Below are 17,822 nucleotides of genomic sequence, written 5' to 3'. Positions count from 1 at the left end.
GTTGGCGTTCCTCGAGGAAATTTATCCACGCAACGAGCGATTCTCCGTAGGAACGAACAGTGTCTCCAGTCCTACTATTACTTGAAAAACCGCACTCCAGCAGGTATCTAGTTGTTGGCCAGTTAGGATCGCCGTCGTATTCAACGATGATTGCTACAAGCGGCAAATCCTCAATCGGCCCCCTTTGAAGAGATAGTTGATCGACGAGGCCGGAGCTAACGAGGGTGTTCCATTCTCGCTCCGGGGAGATCAATACTAGACGGGCTTTCATCTCTATCTCTCCATTTGTGCGGAGAGTATGGAGACAGAGGGCCCGTGGCAAGCATACAGACGGTTTAATCCACCTATTGCCCGAGTTCAGTCGACGGGCCCTGGAGGCTTTGCGCGAGCCTTTGGAGACAGGGCGGGTGTCCATCTCACGGGCCATGCAGACCGTTCACTATCCCGCGAGTTTTCAGTTCGTCGCGGCGATGAACCCCTGTCCTTGCGGCTGGCGTGGTCATCCACGCCACACCTGCCGCTGTACGGCGGAGCAGGCGGCCCGTTACCGATCGAAGATATCCGGCCCGATGCTGGACCGTATCGACCTGCACGTGACTTTGCCGCCGGCCCAGGGGGATTGGATGTCCTTGCCGCCTGGCGAGCCTTCGGCACCGGTACGCGACCGTGTCATCGCCTGTCGCGCCCGCCAGGAGGCCCGCCAGGGCTGCCCGAACGGCAGGCTGGACGGCCGCGAACTGGAAGGTGTGAGCCCCTTATCCGACGAAGCCCGCACGTTGCTGGTCGACACCATGACCCGCCGCCACGGCTCAGCCCGCGCCACCCACCGCGTCCTGCGCGTAGCCCGCACCGCCGCCGACCTGGAAGAAGAAGAAATCATCGCCGCCCGACATGTGGCGGAGGCAGTGCAGTATCGGTTGGGGTGAATAACGGGGACATAAGCCTCGTTTGGGTGATAATGGCGGCCTATTGCCTTCTTGCCACGCCCGGCTCGACAAGCAACGAAAAATTGCCATATAATCAAAGGCTTTCCAGCGTTAGCCGGGCTTCCTTGTTCGACTCCCTCACAGCGTGCCATGTTCCACGGCGCAATGCGATGCAGCGGTATGTCGGATACAGGCCAAAAGTCCTATGTGGTTGATAACCCTAGGCTTTCATTGGAAAAAACCACAAGTGTCCCCGGGTAGACCAAGTCTTCCTCCCGTCCAGGTCGTGCTTCGCACGGCGGCAAACGGGCGTAAGCACCCGTGTGGTCATAACGTTAACGATGTCTTAAGAACGGACTAATCATGCCCAAGATGAAGACCAAGAAAAGCGCTGCCAAGCGCTTTCAGGTTCGCGGTAGCGGATCGATCAAGCGGGGTCAGGCTTTCAAGCGCCACATCCTGACCAAGAAGACCACGAAAGCCAAGCGCCAACTGCGCGGCTCGGCGGCCGTCCATGAAACCAACATCGCCTCCGTCAAGGCGATGATGCCTTTCGCTTGATATAAGGGAGATCCGACATGCCTCGCGTCAAACGTGGTGTAACAGCCCGCGCTCGTCACAAGAAAGTTATCAACGCCGCCAAGGGCTATCGTGGCCGCCGCGGTAATGTATTCCGTATCGCCAAGCAGGCGGTCATGCGTGCAGGCCAATACGCCTACCGCGATCGCCGCAACAAAAAGCGCACGTTCCGTGCACTGTGGATCACGCGTATCAACGCGGCCTGCCGTGAACTGGGCGTTAGCTACAGCGTGTTTATCGCTGGCCTGAAGAAGGCTTCGATCGACCTGGATCGCAAGGTTCTGGCCGATATGGCTGTTCACGACGCTGCCGGCTTTGCCGCCGTGGTGAACCAGGCCAAGGCTGCCCTGGCTGCCTGATCGCTGCTAAGTAGTACCGCGTAGTAACGCTGCAAACAGGGCTGTCATGGCCCTGTTTGCGTTTGTGGGGATAGGTGGCCGCTATCGTCGAGTCCGCCTGTCCCGAACCGCGCTCCGCGCGGCCCCCTGGTCAGTATTTCGGGATCGCTGAACCCATGACTCTTTTGGTCGATGACCTGATCGCTCAGGCGCAAGAACGATTCGCCGCGGCCCCCGACGCCGCCGCGCTGGAAAACGCCAAGGCGCGTTTTCTTGGCAAGGAAGGCGCCCTTACCGTGCTGCTCAAAGGCATGGCGGCGCTCACCCCCGAGCAGAAACGCGAGGCTGGTGCCCGCATCAATCAGGCCAAGCAGCAGATCGAAACGCTGCTGAACCAGCGCCGCGCCGAACTGGCGCAGGCCGAGCTGGACGCGCGCCTGGCATCCGAAACCATCGACGTCACCTTGCCCGGCCGCGGCCGCGCCGTGGGTGGCATCCATCCGGTGATCCAAACCTGGCAGCGTGTCGAAGCCATCTTCCGCTCCATCGGTTTCGACGTCGCCGACGGCCCGGAAATCGAGAACGACTGGACCAATTTCACCGCCTTGAACAACCCGGAGAATCACCCGGCGCGTTCGATGCAGGACACCTTCTACGTCGACATGAACGACGACAAGGGTCTGCCTTTCCTGCTGCGCACGCACACCAGCCCGATGCAGGTGCGTTATGCGCGCATGAACAAGCCGCCCATCAAGGTCATCGCTCCCGGCCGCACCTATCGCGTCGACAGCGACGCCACCCACTCGCCGATGTTCCATCAGGTCGAAGGGTTGTGGATCGCCGAGGACATCTCCTTTGCCGATCTGAAGGGCGTCTATACCGATTTCCTGCGTTGCTTCTTCGAAAGCGACGACCTGGTGGTGCGTTTCCGCCCCTCGTTCTTCCCCTTCACCGAACCTTCCGCCGAAATCGACATGATGTTCACCAGCGGGCCCAATCGTGGCCGCTGGCTGGAAATCTCCGGTTCCGGCCAGGTGCATCCGGAAGTGGTGTGCAATTTCGGGCTCGATCCCGAGCGCTACGTCGGCTTCGCGTTCGGCTCCGGCCTCGAGCGCCTGACGATGCTGCGCTACGGCGTCAACGACTTGCGCCAGTTCTACGAAGGCGACCTGCGCTTCCTGCGCCAGTTCAACGAATAAACAGGGCCCATCATGCAATTCCCCGAATCCTGGCTGCGTGCCCTGGTCAATCCGCCCATCGACACCGAAGCGCTGGCGCATCGGCTGACGATGGCCGGTCTGGAAGTCGAAGAAACCCAAACCGCCGCGCCTGCGTTCAGTGGCGTCGTGGTGGCGCATATCGTCGAGATCGCGCCGCATCCCGATGCCGACAAGCTGCGCGTGTGCCAGGTTGACGACGGCTCGGGCCAACCCCTGCAGATCGTCTGCGGCGCGCCCAATGCGGCCGCTGGCCTGAAGGTGCCCCTGGCCCGCGTGGGCGCGGAATTGCCCGGCGGCATGAAGATCGGCGTCGCCAAGATGCGTGGCGTGCAGTCGTCGGGCATGTTGTGCTCGGCGCGTGAACTGGGCCTGTCGCAGGATCATGGCGGCCTGCTCGAACTGCCCGCGGACATGGTCCCCGGTACGTCGATCCGCGAAGCGCTGGACCTGGACGACGCCATCTTCACCCTGAAGCTGACGCCCAATCGCGCCGACTGCCTGTCCATCCTTGGCGTGGCGCGTGAAGTCGCCGCGCTGACCGACACGCCGCTACAAGCGCCGTCCGCGGCGCCGGTGGCGGTCACTTTGCAGGACCGCCTGCCCGTTCGCGTGGAAGCGCCTGACCTGTGCGGCCGTTTCGCCGGTCGCGTGATCCGTGGCGTCAATGCGCACGCGGCCACGCCGGACTGGATGAAGACCCGTCTGGAACGTGCCGGCCAGCGCTCGGTGTCGGCCCTGGTGGACATCTCCAACTACGTGCTGCTGGAACTGGGCCGTCCCACCCACGTGTTCGACCTGGACAAGATCAAGGGCGACGTGACGGTCCGTTGGGCACATGCGGAAGAGCCGGTCACCCTGCTCAATGGCCAGACCATCAAGCTGGCGCCGGACGTCGGTGTGATCGTCGCCGGCGACACGGTGGAAAGCATGGCCGGCATCATGGGTGGCGATGCCACCGCCGTGACGCTGGACACGCAGAACATCTATGTTGAAGCGGCTTTCTGGCATCCCGATGCCATCGCCGGCCGCGCGCGCCGCTACAAGTTCAGCACCGAAGCCAGCCATCGCTTCGAGCGTGGCGTGGACTACGCCAACATTCCCGAGCATCTGGAATTCATCAGCAGCTTGATCCTCTCGATCTGCGGCGGCCAGTGCGGTCCCGTGGACGACCAGGTCATCAACCTGCCGCAACGTCCGCCGGTGCGCATGCGCCTGCCGCGTTGCCATCGTGTGCTGGGCATTCCGGTCGCGCAGGCTGAAGTCGAGCAGATCTTCACGAAGCTGGGCTTGCCGTTCGAACTGGATGGCGACACCTTCGTGGTGCAGCCGCCTTCGTACCGCTTCGACCTGAGCATCGAAGAAGACCTGATCGAGGAAGTGGCGCGCGTCTACGGCTTCGAGCGTATCCCTGACGTGCCGCCGGTGGCGCGCGCCAAGATGCGCATGGATCCGGAAACCTTGCGTGGTCCGCATGCCTTGCGCCGTCTGCTGGCGGGACAGGACTACCAGGAAGTCGTGAACTTCAGCTTCGTCGAAGAGGACTGGGAGCGTGACTACGCCGGCAATGCCGATCCCATCCGTCTGCTCAATCCCATCGCCAGCCAGTTGGCGGTGATGCGCTCCAGCCTGCTGGGCGGGCTCGTCGCGAACATCGTGTTCAACGCCAATCGCAAGCAGTCGCGCGTGCGTGTGTTCGAGCTGGGCCGTGTGTTCAGCCGCGACAGCGCTGTCACCGATGGTCCTTTGGCGGTGGCCGGCGTCAAGCAGCCGCTCAAGCTGGCGGCCGCGGCCTGGGGACCGAGCGTGGAAGAACAGTGGGGCACGGCGACGCGTCCCGTGGACTTCTACGACGTGAAGATGGATGTCACCGTGCTGTTCGGCAAGCGCGGCGCGGACCTGCGGTTTGTCGGCGCCCAGCATCCGGCCTTGCATCCGGGGCGTGGCGCGCGCATCGAGCTGGACGGCAAGACTGTCGGCTGGATCGGCGAACTGCACCCGCGTTGGGCCCAGAAGGCGGAGCTGGCGCATGCGCCGGTGCTGTTAGAAGTGGATGTCGACGCCCTTGAGCAGGGCCAGTTGCCGCAGGTGCGTGAGTTGTCGCGCCAGCCGGTGGTCGTGCGCGACCTGGCCTTGTGGGTGGACGAGGGCGTTACCGCCCAATCCCTGCTGGACACCATCGCGGCCACGATCGCCGCAGAGCCGCGCCTGGCCATTGTTCAGCAGTCGCGCCTCTTCGACGTGTGGCGTGAAAAATCCCAAGGCGGTGTCCAAGTGGCTGATTCCGTTAAGGAAAAAAGCCTTGCATTCCGATTCTGGCTACAGGACACTGACGCCACGCTGGACGAGGCGCGTGTTGCCGAAAGCCTGGGCATCATCCGTGATGCGCTCATCCAGGCCCACGGTGCCCGGCAGCGTGCCTAAGAAAACAACAGGGGAAACTGACCATGCTTACTGAACCTCGTACGTTGACCAAGGCCGAGTTGGCCGAGCTGCTCTTCGAACGGGTGGGGCTCAACAAGCGTGAGGCCAAGGACTTCGTGGACACCTTCTTTGAAGAGATCCGCGATGCCTTGGCGGTTCGTCCCGCACCTGGCGAGCCGGACGAGCCGCCTTCGGTCAAGCTGTCCGGCTTTGGCAATTTCCAGGTCCGTGACAAGCCGCCGCGTCCTGGCCGCAATCCCAAGACGGGCGAGACCATACCCATCGCGGCGCGCCGGGTGGTGACGTTTCACGCCAGTCAAAAGTTGAAGAGCGTCGTCGAGAACGCACCGCCGTCGACGACGACCAACGGTTCCGTTGAGTAATCGTCCCGGGCCTGGTCCCGGGGTTGATGTGTCCACGGCCGCAAGGCCATGCCGAATCACGTTCCAACCATGACTCGACCTGAACCTGCTGTCGCTTTACCTCCCATTCCTGCCAAGCGCTATTTCACCATTGGTGAAGTAAGCGACCTGTGCGGGGTCAAGCCGCATGTGCTGCGGTATTGGGAGCAGGAGTTCACGCAACTCAAGCCCGTCAAGCGACGTGGCAATCGCCGCTATTACCAGCATCATGAAGTGCTGTTGATCCGCCGCATTCGTTCCTTGTTGTACGAGCAGGGCTTCACCATCAGCGGCGCGCGCAATCGCCTGGGCGATACGCGCGATGTGCCGCCGCTGGATCAGGACGCGGCGGTGCGTTTGAGCGGCACCGAGATGCAGTCCTTGCGCGCTGAATTGCATGGCGTGTCGGCGGTGCTGGCGGAGGCCTTGAGTCATTTGCAGGGCGGTGCTGATACGAGCGCGCAGGCGGCGGATGAGGGCGGCGATGACGATGATGATGACGAGCTGGACTTCGATGAAGACGGTGACGAAGATGATGGCAAAGACGTCGCAGCAAAATAATTAAGTTTTCTTTGTCAGTCCTCAGCATTCTTGTTTTAACTCTGATATACTTTCGTTCTTTCGGGGCGTAGCGCAGCCTGGTAGCGCACTTGCATGGGGTGCAAGGGGTCGCGAGTTCGAATCCCGCCGTCCCGACCAGTAGTACAAAAGGCCGTTAGTGGAAACACTAACGGCCTTTTTCGTTTTTGGTCATGGTGCCAGCGCGTGAACTCTTTTCGTTGCTTCGCAACTAAGGGGGCACTTCACGCGGCGTCACGCCATGCCGCTACAACTCACACGTCGCTCGTTTCACCGGTTGAGCGCCTGGGGCGCGGCGCTTGTCGGCAGCCATTCACTGTGGTCTCTGGCCCGGGCCGGTGAATCGGCGGCCGTGCCCTGGGTCTACGACGATTCGCACCTTGGCGGCAACTTTCTGCCAGTGCAGCGCGAGATCGACGCGCTCGATTTGCGGGTGATTTCCGGGCGCATCCCCGCCGATTTGCGCAGTGTGTACATGCGCAACGGTCCCCACCCGGAGTTCAATCCTATGCGCCGCCAGCGCGTGCCGCAGGGGTTGCACGGCAACTGGATTTCCCGCGCATGATGCATACCGTGCCGGATGGCGCGGAATCCGTGTACCGATGCGATGGCTTGTTCAACGCACCGTCGTACCGGTGGACTGTGCGCGCAACGGCAGGACGAGCATGGCCATGGCGCCGCCAATCACACTGCCCAATACCGTCTCCCACAAACGCGCCAACAGCATCGGCATCGAGTGTTCGCCATTCACCGCCAGCGTGACGAGCAGGGTAAAGGCGAAAGCGCCGCAGGCGATGTCGTAACGCTCAGGCAAGGCCATGGCATAGATGATCATCGCCAACGCCGCGGCGCACCAGATGAGCAAGGGCACTTGCGGGGCGAAGGGCAGGCAGATGAGGGCCAGAGGCACGCCGACCAGCGTACCGGTAATCCGGCGGCGCACCCGGTCGAAGGTGCCTGCAGCCGTTGCGCCTATGACGTATACGCACGCCGTGATTGCCCAGGCCGACTCCATTAGGCCGAGGAAGCTGTTCAGGACGACGATCAGAAGCGTCGCGGCGGTCGCTTGCAAGCCCATCACCAACTCGGCGGGATAGCCGCGCGGATGGCCGGTGATCGGACCCATTGCGGCCATCGTGGCCGGATGTTCGGCGGGGCCGCTCAGCAGACGTGGGATGACGGCGGCGACGATGGCGATCGACGCCGCGAGTGCGATGGCAACGTAGTCCCCTGAACCCAATCCCATGCTGTATGCGGTCAACTGGCCGATGTAGATCTGTGATCCGACGCCTGCGCCGAGAATGCCGTAGCGTTTCAGATAACCGACGGCGAAAGCGCCGCTGGCCAATACCCACTCGCCGCCGGCATTGAAGTGCGCGCGCAGCAATGGGGCCAGTGACGTGAAGAGGGCGGCGCCCCCGGCCGCCGCCAGGCAAAGAATCAGCAGGTCGCGGCTGGAGGTGGCGCGCGTCGTTCTTGCTTCTGAAACGCTGGCCCACAAGGCGAAACTCGCTGCCAGACCGCCAAGCGAGATGCCCGTGGGGACGTCACGGCTTACGTCGTGCAGCGTGCCCAGTGCCGCCGCTATACCGTAGGCGGTGACTAGGCGCAGCCCCTTGATCCGCCGATGGAGCTGCGGGTCAATACGGTCCAGCCATGCGATGAAGGATGCGAGAGGACGATGCACTATCGCGGCAACCCGGGATGCGGGGATGTCTTTCGTGGGTCAAGCCAGGCCAAAGTTGGAATGCCCGGCACGGTGCTCCTATGACGACAATCATAGTCCCGGTCCGGGCCCGGATGCTCTTCCGCGCGTCAGAACGGCTTGATGGCCACCTTCAGCACGTTGTCTCGCTGATGCGAGAACAGATCGTAAGCCGCGCCGATGTCATCGAGCTTGAACTTGTGGGTCACCATGTCCGTCAGGTCCAGCCGGCCGGATTCAATGACGTTCATGAGACGCCGCATGCGTTCCTTGCCGCCGGGACACAGCGCCGTATTGATCCTGTGATCGCCCAGGCCGGCGGCGAATGCGCCGAGCGGTATTTTCAGGTCGCTGGAGTACACGCCCAGGCTGGACAACGTCCCGCCTGGCTTGAGCACACGCAGCGCGGCCTCGAAAGTGCTTTGCTGGCCCAGCGCCTCGATCGATGAATCGACGCCTTTACCGCCCGTCAGACGCAGGATCTCGCTGACGACATCGCAATCGTTGAAATTGAGCGCGGCGTCCGCACCCCACTGGCGCGCCATCTCCAGGCGATGCGGGTTGCCGTCCACGGCGATGATGGTGGTGGCCCCCAACAGGCGCGCGCCGGCGGTCGCGCACAGGCCGATGGGGCCCTGGGCGAAGACCGCCACCGTATCGCCTATTCGGATGTTGGCGTTCTCGGCACCCTTGAATCCCGTGGACATGATGTCGGGACACATCAGCACCTGTTCATCGCTCAGGCCGTCCGGGACCGGGGCCAGATTGGCCTGGGCATCGGGAACCAGCAGATACTCGGCCTGCGCGCCGTCGATCTTGTTGCCGAAGCGCCAGCCTGCCGTCGCCACGTAGCCGTGGCAGCCGCAGCCCCCCTGATGCATCAGGTAGCTGCCATCCTGCGACGGGTAGCCGTCCTGGGCCGCATACGAATTGAAGTTCGGGCAGATCGCGCCGGCGATGACCCGCTGTCCCAACTGATAGCCCGACACCGCGCTGCCCAGCTTCTCTATCGTGCCGACGGGCTCGTGGCCGACGGTGAGGCCAGGCGCAACGGAGTATTCGCCCTTCAGGATATGTACGTCGGTGCCGCAGATCGTGGTGGTCGTGATCTTCAGCAATGCGTCGTTCGGCCCCACGTCGGGGATGGCTTTCTCCCGGATGTCGATTCGTCCAGGTTCGACGAACACAGCGGCTTTCATCGTCTTGCTCATGTTTCGCTCCCGTGTGGTACTTGGAAATGAACTGGTGAACAGCGCACTACGCCTTGGTGTTCCCATGCTGCGCCGCAAACAGCTTGGCGTGTTTGCGCGAGATCAAATTCTGTCCAAGGCGTCGTGCAGGCAGGAGGTCTTAGTTCAGGAACGTGACCATGCCGTTACCGAGGTCATACATCGAGCCGACGATCTTGATTTTTCCTTCCTTTTCCAGGCCGGCCAGGATCGAGCTGTTTTTACGAATGGCGTCGATGGTGTGATGCACGTTGGTGATGGCGACGGCGTCGACGAATTCATAATTCTTGCCGCTGCGATCCCCCGAATATTTGGTTGCCTCGACCGCGGGTTTGATGATTTTCAGCAGCCCGGTCAGGTGACCCAGTTCCACATTGTCGATCGCGCCAACGATGGCGCCGCATGCGGTATGCCCCATGACCAGCACCACCTTGGAACCCATTGCCGCGCAGGCGAATTCCATGCTGCCTAATAAATCATCGTTGGAAATGTTGCCGGCGACCCGTCCGTTGAACGTGTCGCCGATACCTGCGTCCAGGATGATCTCGACGGGCGTACGGGAATCGATGCAACTGAGGATTACCGCCGCGGGGAACTGCCCCGACGCGCTGGAGCGCTTTTGAGCGAGGTAGTCGTGCTCCTGCGGCTTGCCGGCGCGAAAGCGTTCGTTCCCCTGTTTCATCATTTCGATGACCTGGTCGGGAGTCATTGCGTCGCGCTGCGCCTGCGTAAGGGACGCCGCTTCGGCGCCCCGTGGTGCCAGTGATACGGTTGCCGCCATCAACACGGCCGAGCCTGCGCCGACGCCTGCTTTCAGCCAGTTGCGTCGGCCTGAGTCCAGAGGATGGCTCGCCATGCAACAATCTTTGATCGTTTCCATGAAGTACCCCCTATACGCAGCCCACAAGAGACAGGTCGCACATTACGGCTATTCATTCATGGGCCGGCCGTGAATCACCGGGATTCAAGGCGAGTACATTCTGTTCCTGTTTTTGCTGGTGGACAACAGCTTCGTCACCGCGGCCGTGGCGCCGGCCTTTTCCATTTTGATCAGTCGATCTAATCGATTCGCGAGGAAGCCGGCAGGTCGTCATAGGAAAGTACCGGCCTCTGCGCGTAGGGGAGATCCCATAGCCTGCAGTTGCTTGCGTCGATGATTTCGACCGGCAGCACAATGCGCGAGGGCATCGACTCCCTAAGTAGATGGCGCGCCGCGCATTCGGCCGCCAGGTAGGCCATGTTCATGGCGTTGTAGTCGGCGGTCGCCAAAAGGACTTGCTGCTGAACAGCTACGATGGCCTCCGGGATCGCATTCACTCCGACAACGAGCGGGCGACGGCCCGATTCCGCCATCGCCTCGATAACACCCAGGGCCATGGCGTCATTCGCTGCCAGGCAGGCGTCGAAACCTCGATAAGGATGCGTCTTCAGCCATTGCGCCATGCGGTCACGTGCCGTGATCCTGGCGTAGTCGCCGACCAAGGTGTCGATCAGGGTAATGGACGGGAAACGCTTCGCAGTGTCGGAGAAACCGCGCAGGCGCGCCGTGCTGGTAGAGGAGTCGACGTGGCCGCTGACGACGAGTACCGAGCCTTTGCCATGGAGTTGCTCGAACAGGTAGGCGGCAATCGCTGCACCCAAGGCATAGTCGTCCGCGTTGACGAAAGTGATGGTCGGCACTGCGGCAACGGGGCTGACCACGCTGAATAGCGGGATGCCCGCAGCCTGTATACGCCGTAACGCGCCGTCCACTTTCGAGGGATGCACGGGGGACATGACAATGGCATCGGGCCCGAGCGCCAGCGCCTCGTCGATCAGCGCGATTTGTTGAGCCGGGTCGTCTGGTTTCTCCGGCACAAAATGCATGACCTCGGCACCAAAGCGATGCGCCGCGCGCTCGGCGCCCAAACGCGCGCCCTCGTATGCGGGATTCGTGCGATTCTTGGTGAATACAGCGATCTTCACTCATCCTCCTCCTCAGCCCGGCGTCCTTGTGGCACCTCAGGCAATGTAGGGCTTGCCGAAAGCGGGTTCCGGGCGCTTCAGCGGCGGCAACTGCCACGTGCCGGTGGAAGGCGGGCGGATGTTGGCGTCCACGTGAACATCGATGACGCAAGGGCGGCGGTTGAGCAAGGCCTGTTCGATCGCGCCACGCAGATCTTGCGGGCGCTTCACCGTCATGCCGTCAGCGCCGCAGGCACGTGCCCAGGCCGCGAAGTCCGGGTTATAGGGTTGGCCTGTCTGGCCGTTGTAGAAAGCCGTGCCGATTTCGCGGCCGTCGAACAAGCCATACTGCAGGTCGCGGATCGCACCCCACGCGAAGTTGTTCCAGATGATCCAGACTACCGGCAGGTTGTACTCGACCGCAGTACACAACACATAGGGCGTCATGGTGAAACCACCGTCACCGACTACGGCCACGACCGGGCGATCCGGCGCCGCGAGTTGCGCGCCCAGTGCTCCGCAGACGCCGAAGCCCATGGAGGAATATCCCCAGCTATTGAGCATGCTCTGCGGCTGCTTGGCCTTCCAGAACTGCATGAACCAGTTATGGTGGACGCCGGAGTCCAAGGCGAGGATGACGTCATCGGGCAGCATGTCTTGCGCCGCACGCACCACGAATTCCGGCCGCAAGGGACTGGTGGAGTCCTCGAAGTTTGGACCTACGTGCGCTTCCCATTCCGCTTGCCAGCCGGCAACTTCCTCGCGCCAGGCGCCATATTGGGCGCGCTCGATGTCCTTGCGCTGTTCGATCCCGTTCAGCAGTTGCTGCATGAAGACCTTGGCATCCGCCACGATGCCCACCGTGGGCGGGTAATTGCGACCGAGCTCGTTGGGATCGATGTCCACGTGCACCAGCAGGGTCTTGGGGAAATTCCAGGAATATCCCGGCGTCCAGGTGGATGACGAGCGGTCATCGAAACGGGTGCCTACCGTGATGACGAGATCGGCATGGCGGCCGGCCTGGTTGGCCGGATAAGCGCCGTTGCGGCCGATGAAACCCAAGGCCAGTGGATCCTGCATGGGCACGCAGCCCATGCCGTTGGGCGACGTGATCACGGGCAGACCGAGACGCTGCGAAACGTCAGTCAGTTCGGGGCCCGCTTCGGCAAGCGTGGCACCATGGCCAATGAAAAATACAGGCTTGTGCGCCTTGGCCAACAGATCCAGCACCGCCTTGATGTCTGCCTCGGACGCACCTGGGCGAGGGCGCTGGTCCAGTTTGGAAGCGGGAGGCAATTCGACCTCCGCTTCTTCCTGGAACACGTTATAGGGAATATCCAGATTTACCGGGCCGGGCCGGCCGCTGACCATCGTGTCCATGGCCTGGCGGAGGGCCAGTGGCAGCATGTCCACGCGCGTGGGTTGGAACGAGCGCTTGACCACCGGGCGCAGTACCGAAGCGAAGTCTGCCTGGTTGTGCGCATACAGTTCTTGAAATGGTGCGCGGTTGTGCTGCGATGTCGGCACGTTCGCGGTAATGGCCATGAAGGCCGACGAATCCGACAGCGCTGTCGCCAAGGACATCACCATATTGGCAGAGCCTGGCCCGGTCGACGTCAGCGTGGCGACGGGACGATGCTTGACGCGATAATAGGCGTCCGCCATATGGCCGGCACACTGCTCATGACGGGGTGAAATCAGCTTCACCTTATCCTTCACGTCATGCAAGGCATCGAGAATGCCAACGTTGCCATGTCCGCAAATGCCGAAGACATAGGGGACTTTTTCCTGGACGAGATATTCAGCGATCAGCTCGCCGCCTTTCATGCTCTTGGACAATTCCTTCTCCTGATTGGTATGACTTTTATGCGCGCCGGTTCAAAAACGTCGAACCGTTTCAGGCGACGACGGTGACCATGCGCTCTTCGCTCATTTCGCGTATCGCGTAATGGGGGCCTTCGCGGCCGAATCCGCTCGCTTTCGAACCGCCATAGGGCATGACGTCGACGCGTGAGCTGGAAGTCTCGTTGATATGTACGCCACCCACCTGCAGCCTACGGGCCGCATCCAGCGCCTGATCGATACGGTTGGTGAACAGTCCCGTAGCCAGGCCAAACGGCGTGGCATTGACGCGGGCAATCGCGCCGTCCAGTGTGTCAAACGGTTCGATGGACATGACCGGGCCGAATACTTCCTGGCACGAAAGGCGCATGTCCGGACTAAGATCAGCCAGCAATGTCGGCGGTACGACGGCGCCTTGCCGGCGCCCGCCTGCCAACTGACGCGCCCCTCGGCTCACCGCTTCCTGGATCCAGGCATCGATACGCTCGGCCGCGCCTTCGCTGATGACCGGGCCGACGATCGTGTCCTTATGGGCGGGATCGCCGAAGCGCAAACTGCCTACGGTGGCGGCCAGGCGCTCTTCGACCTGACGTTGGATACTGCGATGTACCAATAACAGTTGCACCGAGGTGCACACCTGGCCCGCTTTGCGGTAGGCGGCGTTGATTACCTTGGGCAGCGCGCGATCCAGGTCGGCGTCTTCGGCGAGGATGGTAAAGGCGATGCTGCCCAGTTCCATCTGAGTGCGCCGTAAACCCGCGCGTTGCTGGATTTGGCGGCCGACCTCCGTGCTACCGGTAAAGGCGTAAAACTGGATGTCCTGGTTGTCCAGCAACCATTGGGCCACCTCGGCACCGCCATGCAGGACGGACATCAGGCCGGATGGCAGGCCCGCTTCTACCAGAGCCTCGGCCATGATGACGGCAGCCGTGGGGGTATGGGCGGAGGGCTTCAGCACCACCGCATTGCCCGCGGCCAGGCCTGGCGCCACCTTGTGGGCGACGGTGTTCAAAGGAGCATTGAATGGCGTGATCGCGCACACGACGCCCAAGGGGACGCGCAGGGTAAAGCCCAGGCGCCCCGCTTGAGCGGGCGCCCCGGCAATCGGCACCATCTCACCGGTCAAATTACGCGCTTCCTCGGCGGACAGGCGGAAGGTCTGGATGCAACGGCTGATCTCCCCTTGGGCGTCGGAGCGGGTGAATCCGACTTCCTCGATCAATGCCTGGATCAAATCCTCGGTACGGCGCTGCAGAATGGCCGCGCTTCGGTCGAGGATGAGGCCGCGGTCGTAGGGCGTGAGGGTCTGCCCCTGAAACGCCGCGCGGGCAGTGGCGACGGCCGCGTTCACCTGAGCCTGCGTGGGCATTTGGTAGCTGGCGCAGGCCGCCTGGGTGTATTTATTGAGAACAGGGATCTCCGCGTCGCCATTGAGCCACTGGCCGTCGACCAGTAACTGGCAATTCCTGAGTGTTCGTGGTGCATCCATGTGCTTATGAGTCCTGGTGTATCGGTCGCGTCTGGGGAAAGTGCGCGCACGTCAATCGAGTTGAATGTGGGCTGCGTGAATGACTTTGGTCCACTCGACCGCTTCGCGTTCATTGCGTTCGCGAGCCGAGGCGGGCGTCGATACAACGGCCTCCATGCCCGCGGTGTTCAGCCGCTTGGCGTATTCCGGAGACTTGACGATGTCATTGATGTCGGCATTCAGCTTGTCGATGATCTCCTTCGGCACGCCATTGCCGACCGAGATCGTGTAGGAGAGCGTCATCACATAGTCCGGTACGCCAGTGGCCGCGACCGTGGGCAAGCCGGGAAAGGAGGGGGATGGCTGCGCGCTGGTCACGGCCAGCGCGCGCACCTTGCCCGACGCGATGGCCTGGTTGGCGGTGGCGCCTGTCTCGAAGTCCAGATCCACATCGCCGCTCATCAAGGCGGTCATGGCCGGTGCGCCACCCCGGAACGGAATACCCGTGATGTCGACCTTTGCCAGGTACTTGAACAGCTCGGCTGCCATGTGCGTGCCCGAGCCCACGCCCGCTGATGCGTAGTTCAGTTTGCCGGGCTGTGCACGCGCCGCCGCCAGGACGTCCTGCACGGATTTGAGTGGTGAATTGGCAGGCACCATCAGTACGTTGGGGGATTCCGCGAACAGGGCGACGGGCACCAGGTCCTTGGGCGGGTTGTAGTGAAGCTTGCCATACATGGCGTAGGCACTGTTGTGCGCGATGGTCGCCAATATCAGCGTGTACCCGTCGCGTGGTTGCCGCAAGGCATATTCGGCGCCGATGTGACCGCCCACGCCGCTGCGGTTCTCGACGACGACTGCCCGCTTATAACGGCTGCCCAGACCGTCGGCCAGGATGCGGGCCAGTACGTCCCCCGAGCCGCCAGCGGGGTAGGGGACCACGATCGTGATCGGACGGTTGGGATAGGGAGCGTCCGCGGCATTCGTAGCGCCGGGCAGCATGCCTGCCAGTAGCCCCGTGCCGATCAGCAAAGCCTTCAACGACCTGAAAACGGAATTCAAAGCAGTGTCTCCTCGATTATTTTTATGAACTCGGTGGTCCGAGCTGACCCCTTGTTCTCTGACTTCTTCATCGGATGGCGCTCAGTCTATTGAGTTTGGGACCCATACGGAATTACCGTTTTGCGACATGGGGTATAAGATCGCCATATAGCCCGGCAACGTGATTGCCAGGATGGGCGGAGGGACAAAAAGGATATGGATTTCAAGCAACTGCGCTATTTCATCCAGATCGTGGAGAGCGGGAGCATGGCCAAGGCGTCGCGCCAGCTCTTTATTGCGCAGCCGGCCTTGAGTCAACAATTGGCAAAATTAGAAGGGGAAGTCGGCATGCAGTTGCTGACGCGCTCCTCCAGAGGGGTGACCCCTACCGACAGCGGACTGGCCCTTTACCACCATGCGCGTTTCATCGTTCGGCAGATGGATCAGGCCGTTTCCATTGCGCGGCGAGAGAGTACGGATGTTCACGGTATCGTGTCCCTGGGCCTGCCGGCGACGACCGTACTCGCTATCGGCGTGCCCTTGATGGAACTCGTAAGGGACCGTTATCCCAATATTGTGTTGAACGTGGTGGAAGGCATGAGCGGTCATCTCGCACAGATGCTCCGATTGGGCCAGCTTGAAATGGCGATTTTGTTCAGCCCGGATGCAGCATCGGATTTGCCCTCGATTCCATTGCTGGAAGAGGAACTGTTCGTTCTGTTGCCGCGAAGTAGTTCCTTGATTCCGCCCGAGCGCGAAAGCCTCACGCTGGAAGAGGTCGCGCGGTTGCCGCTCATTCTGCCCACCGGGACCCATGGATTACGGCGTCGCATCTCCACCGAGTTTGAACGCAGAAATTTGCTGCCGAAAGTGGTGGCAGAGATCGATTCCTTATCCCTGCTGATGAGCTGTGTCCATCGGGGAATGGGCGCTACGATCAAGCCGATGTCGGCGCTCCAGTTGGAGCGGCATGCGGATCAGCATTGGCGGGCGCTGGCTATTTCGGATGCAGGGCTGCGCCGGCGCAACTATCTATTTACCGCGCCGCCTCACATGTTGTCGCCTGCGGCGTCCTGTGTGGCAGCGACATTGCAGGAAACGACTTCTCAGCTGGCCCGCGATGGAGCTTGGCCCGGTGTCAGCCTCATTGAGCAGTCGGTGAGTGACTAGATGTGTGGCCACAGCGCTTAACGCCCCAGAAACTGCTCACGTAGCCCCTTCGCGAATCGCACCGCCAAGCGCGAGCGCGGGCGATCCTTGGGGAAGATCAGGCAGAGATTCAATTCGACCAGTGGCCAGAACGGCCGGAAGACCACATCGGGCAAGGCGTACTGATGCACGGTCGCCAGGTCCACCAGGCCGATGCCGACTCCTTTCGCCACCATCAGGCAAGCCGCCTGCGACGAATTGACCTCTACCGCCACGCTGGGCATGGCCAGGCCCCGCGCGCCGAATGCCGCCTGGATCGCCATGCCGGTGCGTGTCGTCGGACCCGTCGCCACGACGACAGTCCCGGCCAGATCTTCCGCACGCACCTCCTTGCGGCGGGCCAGCTTGGAACGCCGCGGTACGGCACAGACCACGTTGGACTTGCCGACGTGTTCGACGCCGACACTGGGATCCATCACGGGTGTGTAGACCATGCCGATATCTGCCTCCCGCCGCGCCACCCGCTCCTCGATGGCCGTCGCTGTGGCGAGCGCAAGTATCGTGACGCGGCCGCCCGGGCTGTGCGCATGCAACCGCGATACCGCCTCCGGCAGGTAGGCGTTGACGAAAGTGGGCGATGCCGCAATTACCAGACGCCCGCTACGGCCGCCCCGGATCTCGTCGACCGCTCGATTAAGCGTGTCGATACGCCCGAAGATCGCTTCGACATCGGGGAACAAATCGCTGGCTTCCGGCGTGGGTTGCAGCCGACCGCCTATCCGCTCAAACAGCTTGAAGCGCAACTGCTGTTCAGCATGGCGAAGGACGTTGCTGATGGCGGGTTGTGTGACGTTGAGCAGATGTGCCGCGCCAGTGACCGAGCCGGCCTGCATGATGGCGTGGAAAACCTCAAGGTGGCGAAGATTCATGGCGCTAAGCAGGGAAGGTCATCACGTAAAGTGATAGGTTAGCAAAGAATA

At 62.0% G+C, this 17,822-nt stretch carries 15 protein-coding genes, 1 tRNA gene and 2 pseudogenes; 10 read left to right on the top strand and 8 right to left on the bottom strand.

The window, feature by feature from the left end; all coding sequences use genetic code 11:
• Positions 1 to 347: 347 nt before the first annotated feature.
• The 9 genes and pseudogenes from ASB57_RS30555 to ASB57_RS11795 all read left to right on the top strand — a co-directional run.
• Positions 348 to 926 (top strand): annotated as a pseudogene (locus ASB57_RS30555) (ATP-binding protein); the annotation flags it as partial.
• A 363-nt stretch (positions 927 to 1,289) separates the two neighbouring features.
• The gene (gene rpmI, locus ASB57_RS11830; RefSeq protein WP_057652410.1) at positions 1,290 to 1,487 is read left to right on the top strand and encodes a 50S ribosomal protein L35; all 198 of its coding nucleotides are present in this window, start codon (positions 1,290 to 1,292) and stop codon (positions 1,485 to 1,487) included.
• A gap of 17 nt (positions 1,488 to 1,504) precedes the next feature.
• Positions 1,505 to 1,864: a 50S ribosomal protein L20 gene (gene rplT, locus ASB57_RS11825; protein ID WP_057652409.1), complete on the top strand. Its 360-nt coding sequence runs from the start codon at positions 1,505 to 1,507 to the stop codon at positions 1,862 to 1,864.
• Between the two features lie 155 nt (positions 1,865 to 2,019).
• The gene (gene pheS, locus ASB57_RS11820; protein ID WP_057652408.1) at positions 2,020 to 3,042 is read left to right on the top strand and encodes a phenylalanine--tRNA ligase subunit alpha; all 1,023 of its coding nucleotides are present in this window, start codon (positions 2,020 to 2,022) and stop codon (positions 3,040 to 3,042) included.
• Between the two features lie 12 nt (positions 3,043 to 3,054).
• Positions 3,055 to 5,484, top strand: a complete 2,430-nt coding sequence (gene pheT / locus ASB57_RS11815) for a phenylalanine--tRNA ligase subunit beta (RefSeq protein WP_057652407.1) — start codon at positions 3,055 to 3,057, stop codon at positions 5,482 to 5,484.
• A gap of 23 nt (positions 5,485 to 5,507) precedes the next feature.
• The gene (locus ASB57_RS11810; protein ID WP_057652406.1) at positions 5,508 to 5,867 is read left to right on the top strand and encodes an integration host factor subunit alpha; all 360 of its coding nucleotides are present in this window, start codon (positions 5,508 to 5,510) and stop codon (positions 5,865 to 5,867) included.
• Positions 5,868 to 5,936: 69 nt separating this feature from the next.
• Positions 5,937 to 6,353: pseudogene (locus tag ASB57_RS11805) on the top strand (MerR family transcriptional regulator); the annotation flags it as partial.
• Positions 6,354 to 6,507: 154 nt separating this feature from the next.
• Positions 6,508 to 6,584 (top strand) — tRNA-Pro (locus ASB57_RS11800).
• Positions 6,585 to 6,705: 121 nt separating this feature from the next.
• Entirely contained in the window at positions 6,706 to 7,029 is a 324-nt protein-coding gene (locus ASB57_RS11795) for a carotenoid oxygenase family protein (protein ID WP_156414136.1), read from the top strand.
• A gap of 51 nt (positions 7,030 to 7,080) precedes the next feature.
• On the opposite strand, the gene ASB57_RS11790 is transcribed toward ASB57_RS11795, so the two are convergent.
• The 7 genes from ASB57_RS11790 to ASB57_RS11760 all read right to left on the bottom strand — a co-directional run bounded on the left by ASB57_RS11790 (position 7,081) and on the right by ASB57_RS11760 (position 15,714).
• The gene (locus ASB57_RS11790) at positions 7,081 to 8,151 is read right to left on the bottom strand and encodes an FUSC family protein (RefSeq protein ID WP_231755405.1); all 1,071 of its coding nucleotides are present in this window, start codon (positions 8,149 to 8,151) and stop codon (positions 7,081 to 7,083) included.
• A 128-nt stretch (positions 8,152 to 8,279) separates the two neighbouring features.
• Positions 8,280 to 9,380, bottom strand: coding sequence for an NAD(P)-dependent alcohol dehydrogenase (locus ASB57_RS11785; protein ID WP_057652403.1), 1,101 nt, complete (start codon positions 9,378 to 9,380; stop codon positions 8,280 to 8,282).
• Between the two features lie 139 nt (positions 9,381 to 9,519).
• Complete coding sequence (locus ASB57_RS11780; RefSeq protein WP_057652402.1) at positions 9,520 to 10,278, bottom strand: carbonic anhydrase family protein; 759 nt, start codon at positions 10,276 to 10,278, stop codon at positions 9,520 to 9,522.
• Positions 10,279 to 10,457: 179 nt separating this feature from the next.
• The gene (locus tag ASB57_RS11775; RefSeq protein WP_057652401.1) at positions 10,458 to 11,363 is read right to left on the bottom strand and encodes a sugar ABC transporter substrate-binding protein; all 906 of its coding nucleotides are present in this window, start codon (positions 11,361 to 11,363) and stop codon (positions 10,458 to 10,460) included.
• A 36-nt stretch (positions 11,364 to 11,399) separates the two neighbouring features.
• Positions 11,400 to 13,181, bottom strand: coding sequence for a thiamine pyrophosphate-binding protein (locus ASB57_RS11770; RefSeq protein ID WP_231755404.1), 1,782 nt, complete (start codon positions 13,179 to 13,181; stop codon positions 11,400 to 11,402).
• Between the two features lie 58 nt (positions 13,182 to 13,239).
• Positions 13,240 to 14,673 (bottom strand): aldehyde dehydrogenase family protein, encoded by a 1,434-nt coding sequence (locus tag ASB57_RS11765; protein ID WP_057652400.1) that lies wholly within the window; start codon positions 14,671 to 14,673, stop codon positions 13,240 to 13,242.
• A 51-nt stretch (positions 14,674 to 14,724) separates the two neighbouring features.
• A complete protein-coding gene (locus ASB57_RS11760) occupies positions 14,725 to 15,714 on the bottom strand; it encodes a tripartite tricarboxylate transporter substrate binding protein (protein WP_057652399.1) in 990 nt (329 codons plus the stop codon).
• 195 nt (positions 15,715 to 15,909) lie between these two features.
• Here ASB57_RS11760 and ASB57_RS11755 point away from each other — a divergent pair, with 195 nt between their 5' ends.
• Positions 15,910 to 16,863 carry a LysR substrate-binding domain-containing protein gene (locus ASB57_RS11755; protein ID WP_057652398.1) on the top strand — a complete coding sequence of 318 codons (954 nt, stop codon included), beginning with the start codon at positions 15,910 to 15,912 and terminating at the stop codon, positions 16,861 to 16,863.
• A gap of 17 nt (positions 16,864 to 16,880) precedes the next feature.
• Here the strand turns inward: ASB57_RS11755 and ASB57_RS11750 are convergent, their stop codons facing one another.
• Positions 16,881 to 17,771 (bottom strand): LysR family transcriptional regulator, encoded by an 891-nt coding sequence (locus ASB57_RS11750; RefSeq protein WP_057652397.1) that lies wholly within the window; start codon positions 17,769 to 17,771, stop codon positions 16,881 to 16,883.
• Positions 17,772 to 17,822: the final 51 nt, after the last annotated feature.

It is taken from the genome of Bordetella sp. N (assembly GCF_001433395.1).
Classification (GTDB): Bacteria; Pseudomonadota; Gammaproteobacteria; order Burkholderiales; family Burkholderiaceae_B; genus Bordetella_C.
The sequence above is the reverse complement of the archived record's forward strand: the minus strand, read 5'-3'. Positions and strand labels throughout refer to the sequence as shown.

Coding starts and splice junctions, on each gene's coding strand:
- ASB57_RS11780 (WP_057652402.1), bottom strand. CDS start 10,278: ATGGAAACGATCAAAGATTGTTGCATGGCGAGCCATCCTCTGGACTCA.
- pheT (WP_057652407.1), top strand. CDS start 3,055: ATGCAATTCCCCGAATCCTGGCTGCGTGCCCTGGTCAATCCGCCCATC.
- ASB57_RS11755 (WP_057652398.1), top strand. CDS start 15,910: ATGGATTTCAAGCAACTGCGCTATTTCATCCAGATCGTGGAGAGCGGG.
- ASB57_RS11750 (WP_057652397.1), bottom strand. CDS start 17,771: ATGAATCTTCGCCACCTTGAGGTTTTCCACGCCATCATGCAGGCCGGC.
- ASB57_RS11810 (WP_057652406.1), top strand. CDS start 5,508: ATGCTTACTGAACCTCGTACGTTGACCAAGGCCGAGTTGGCCGAGCTG.
- rplT (WP_057652409.1), top strand. CDS start 1,505: ATGCCTCGCGTCAAACGTGGTGTAACAGCCCGCGCTCGTCACAAGAAA.
- pheS (WP_057652408.1), top strand. CDS start 2,020: ATGACTCTTTTGGTCGATGACCTGATCGCTCAGGCGCAAGAACGATTC.
- ASB57_RS11785 (WP_057652403.1), bottom strand. CDS start 9,380: ATGAGCAAGACGATGAAAGCCGCTGTGTTCGTCGAACCTGGACGAATC.
- rpmI (WP_057652410.1), top strand. CDS start 1,290: ATGCCCAAGATGAAGACCAAGAAAAGCGCTGCCAAGCGCTTTCAGGTT.
- ASB57_RS11765 (WP_057652400.1), bottom strand. CDS start 14,673: ATGGATGCACCACGAACACTCAGGAATTGCCAGTTACTGGTCGACGGC.
- ASB57_RS11795 (WP_156414136.1), top strand. CDS start 6,706: ATGCCGCTACAACTCACACGTCGCTCGTTTCACCGGTTGAGCGCCTGG.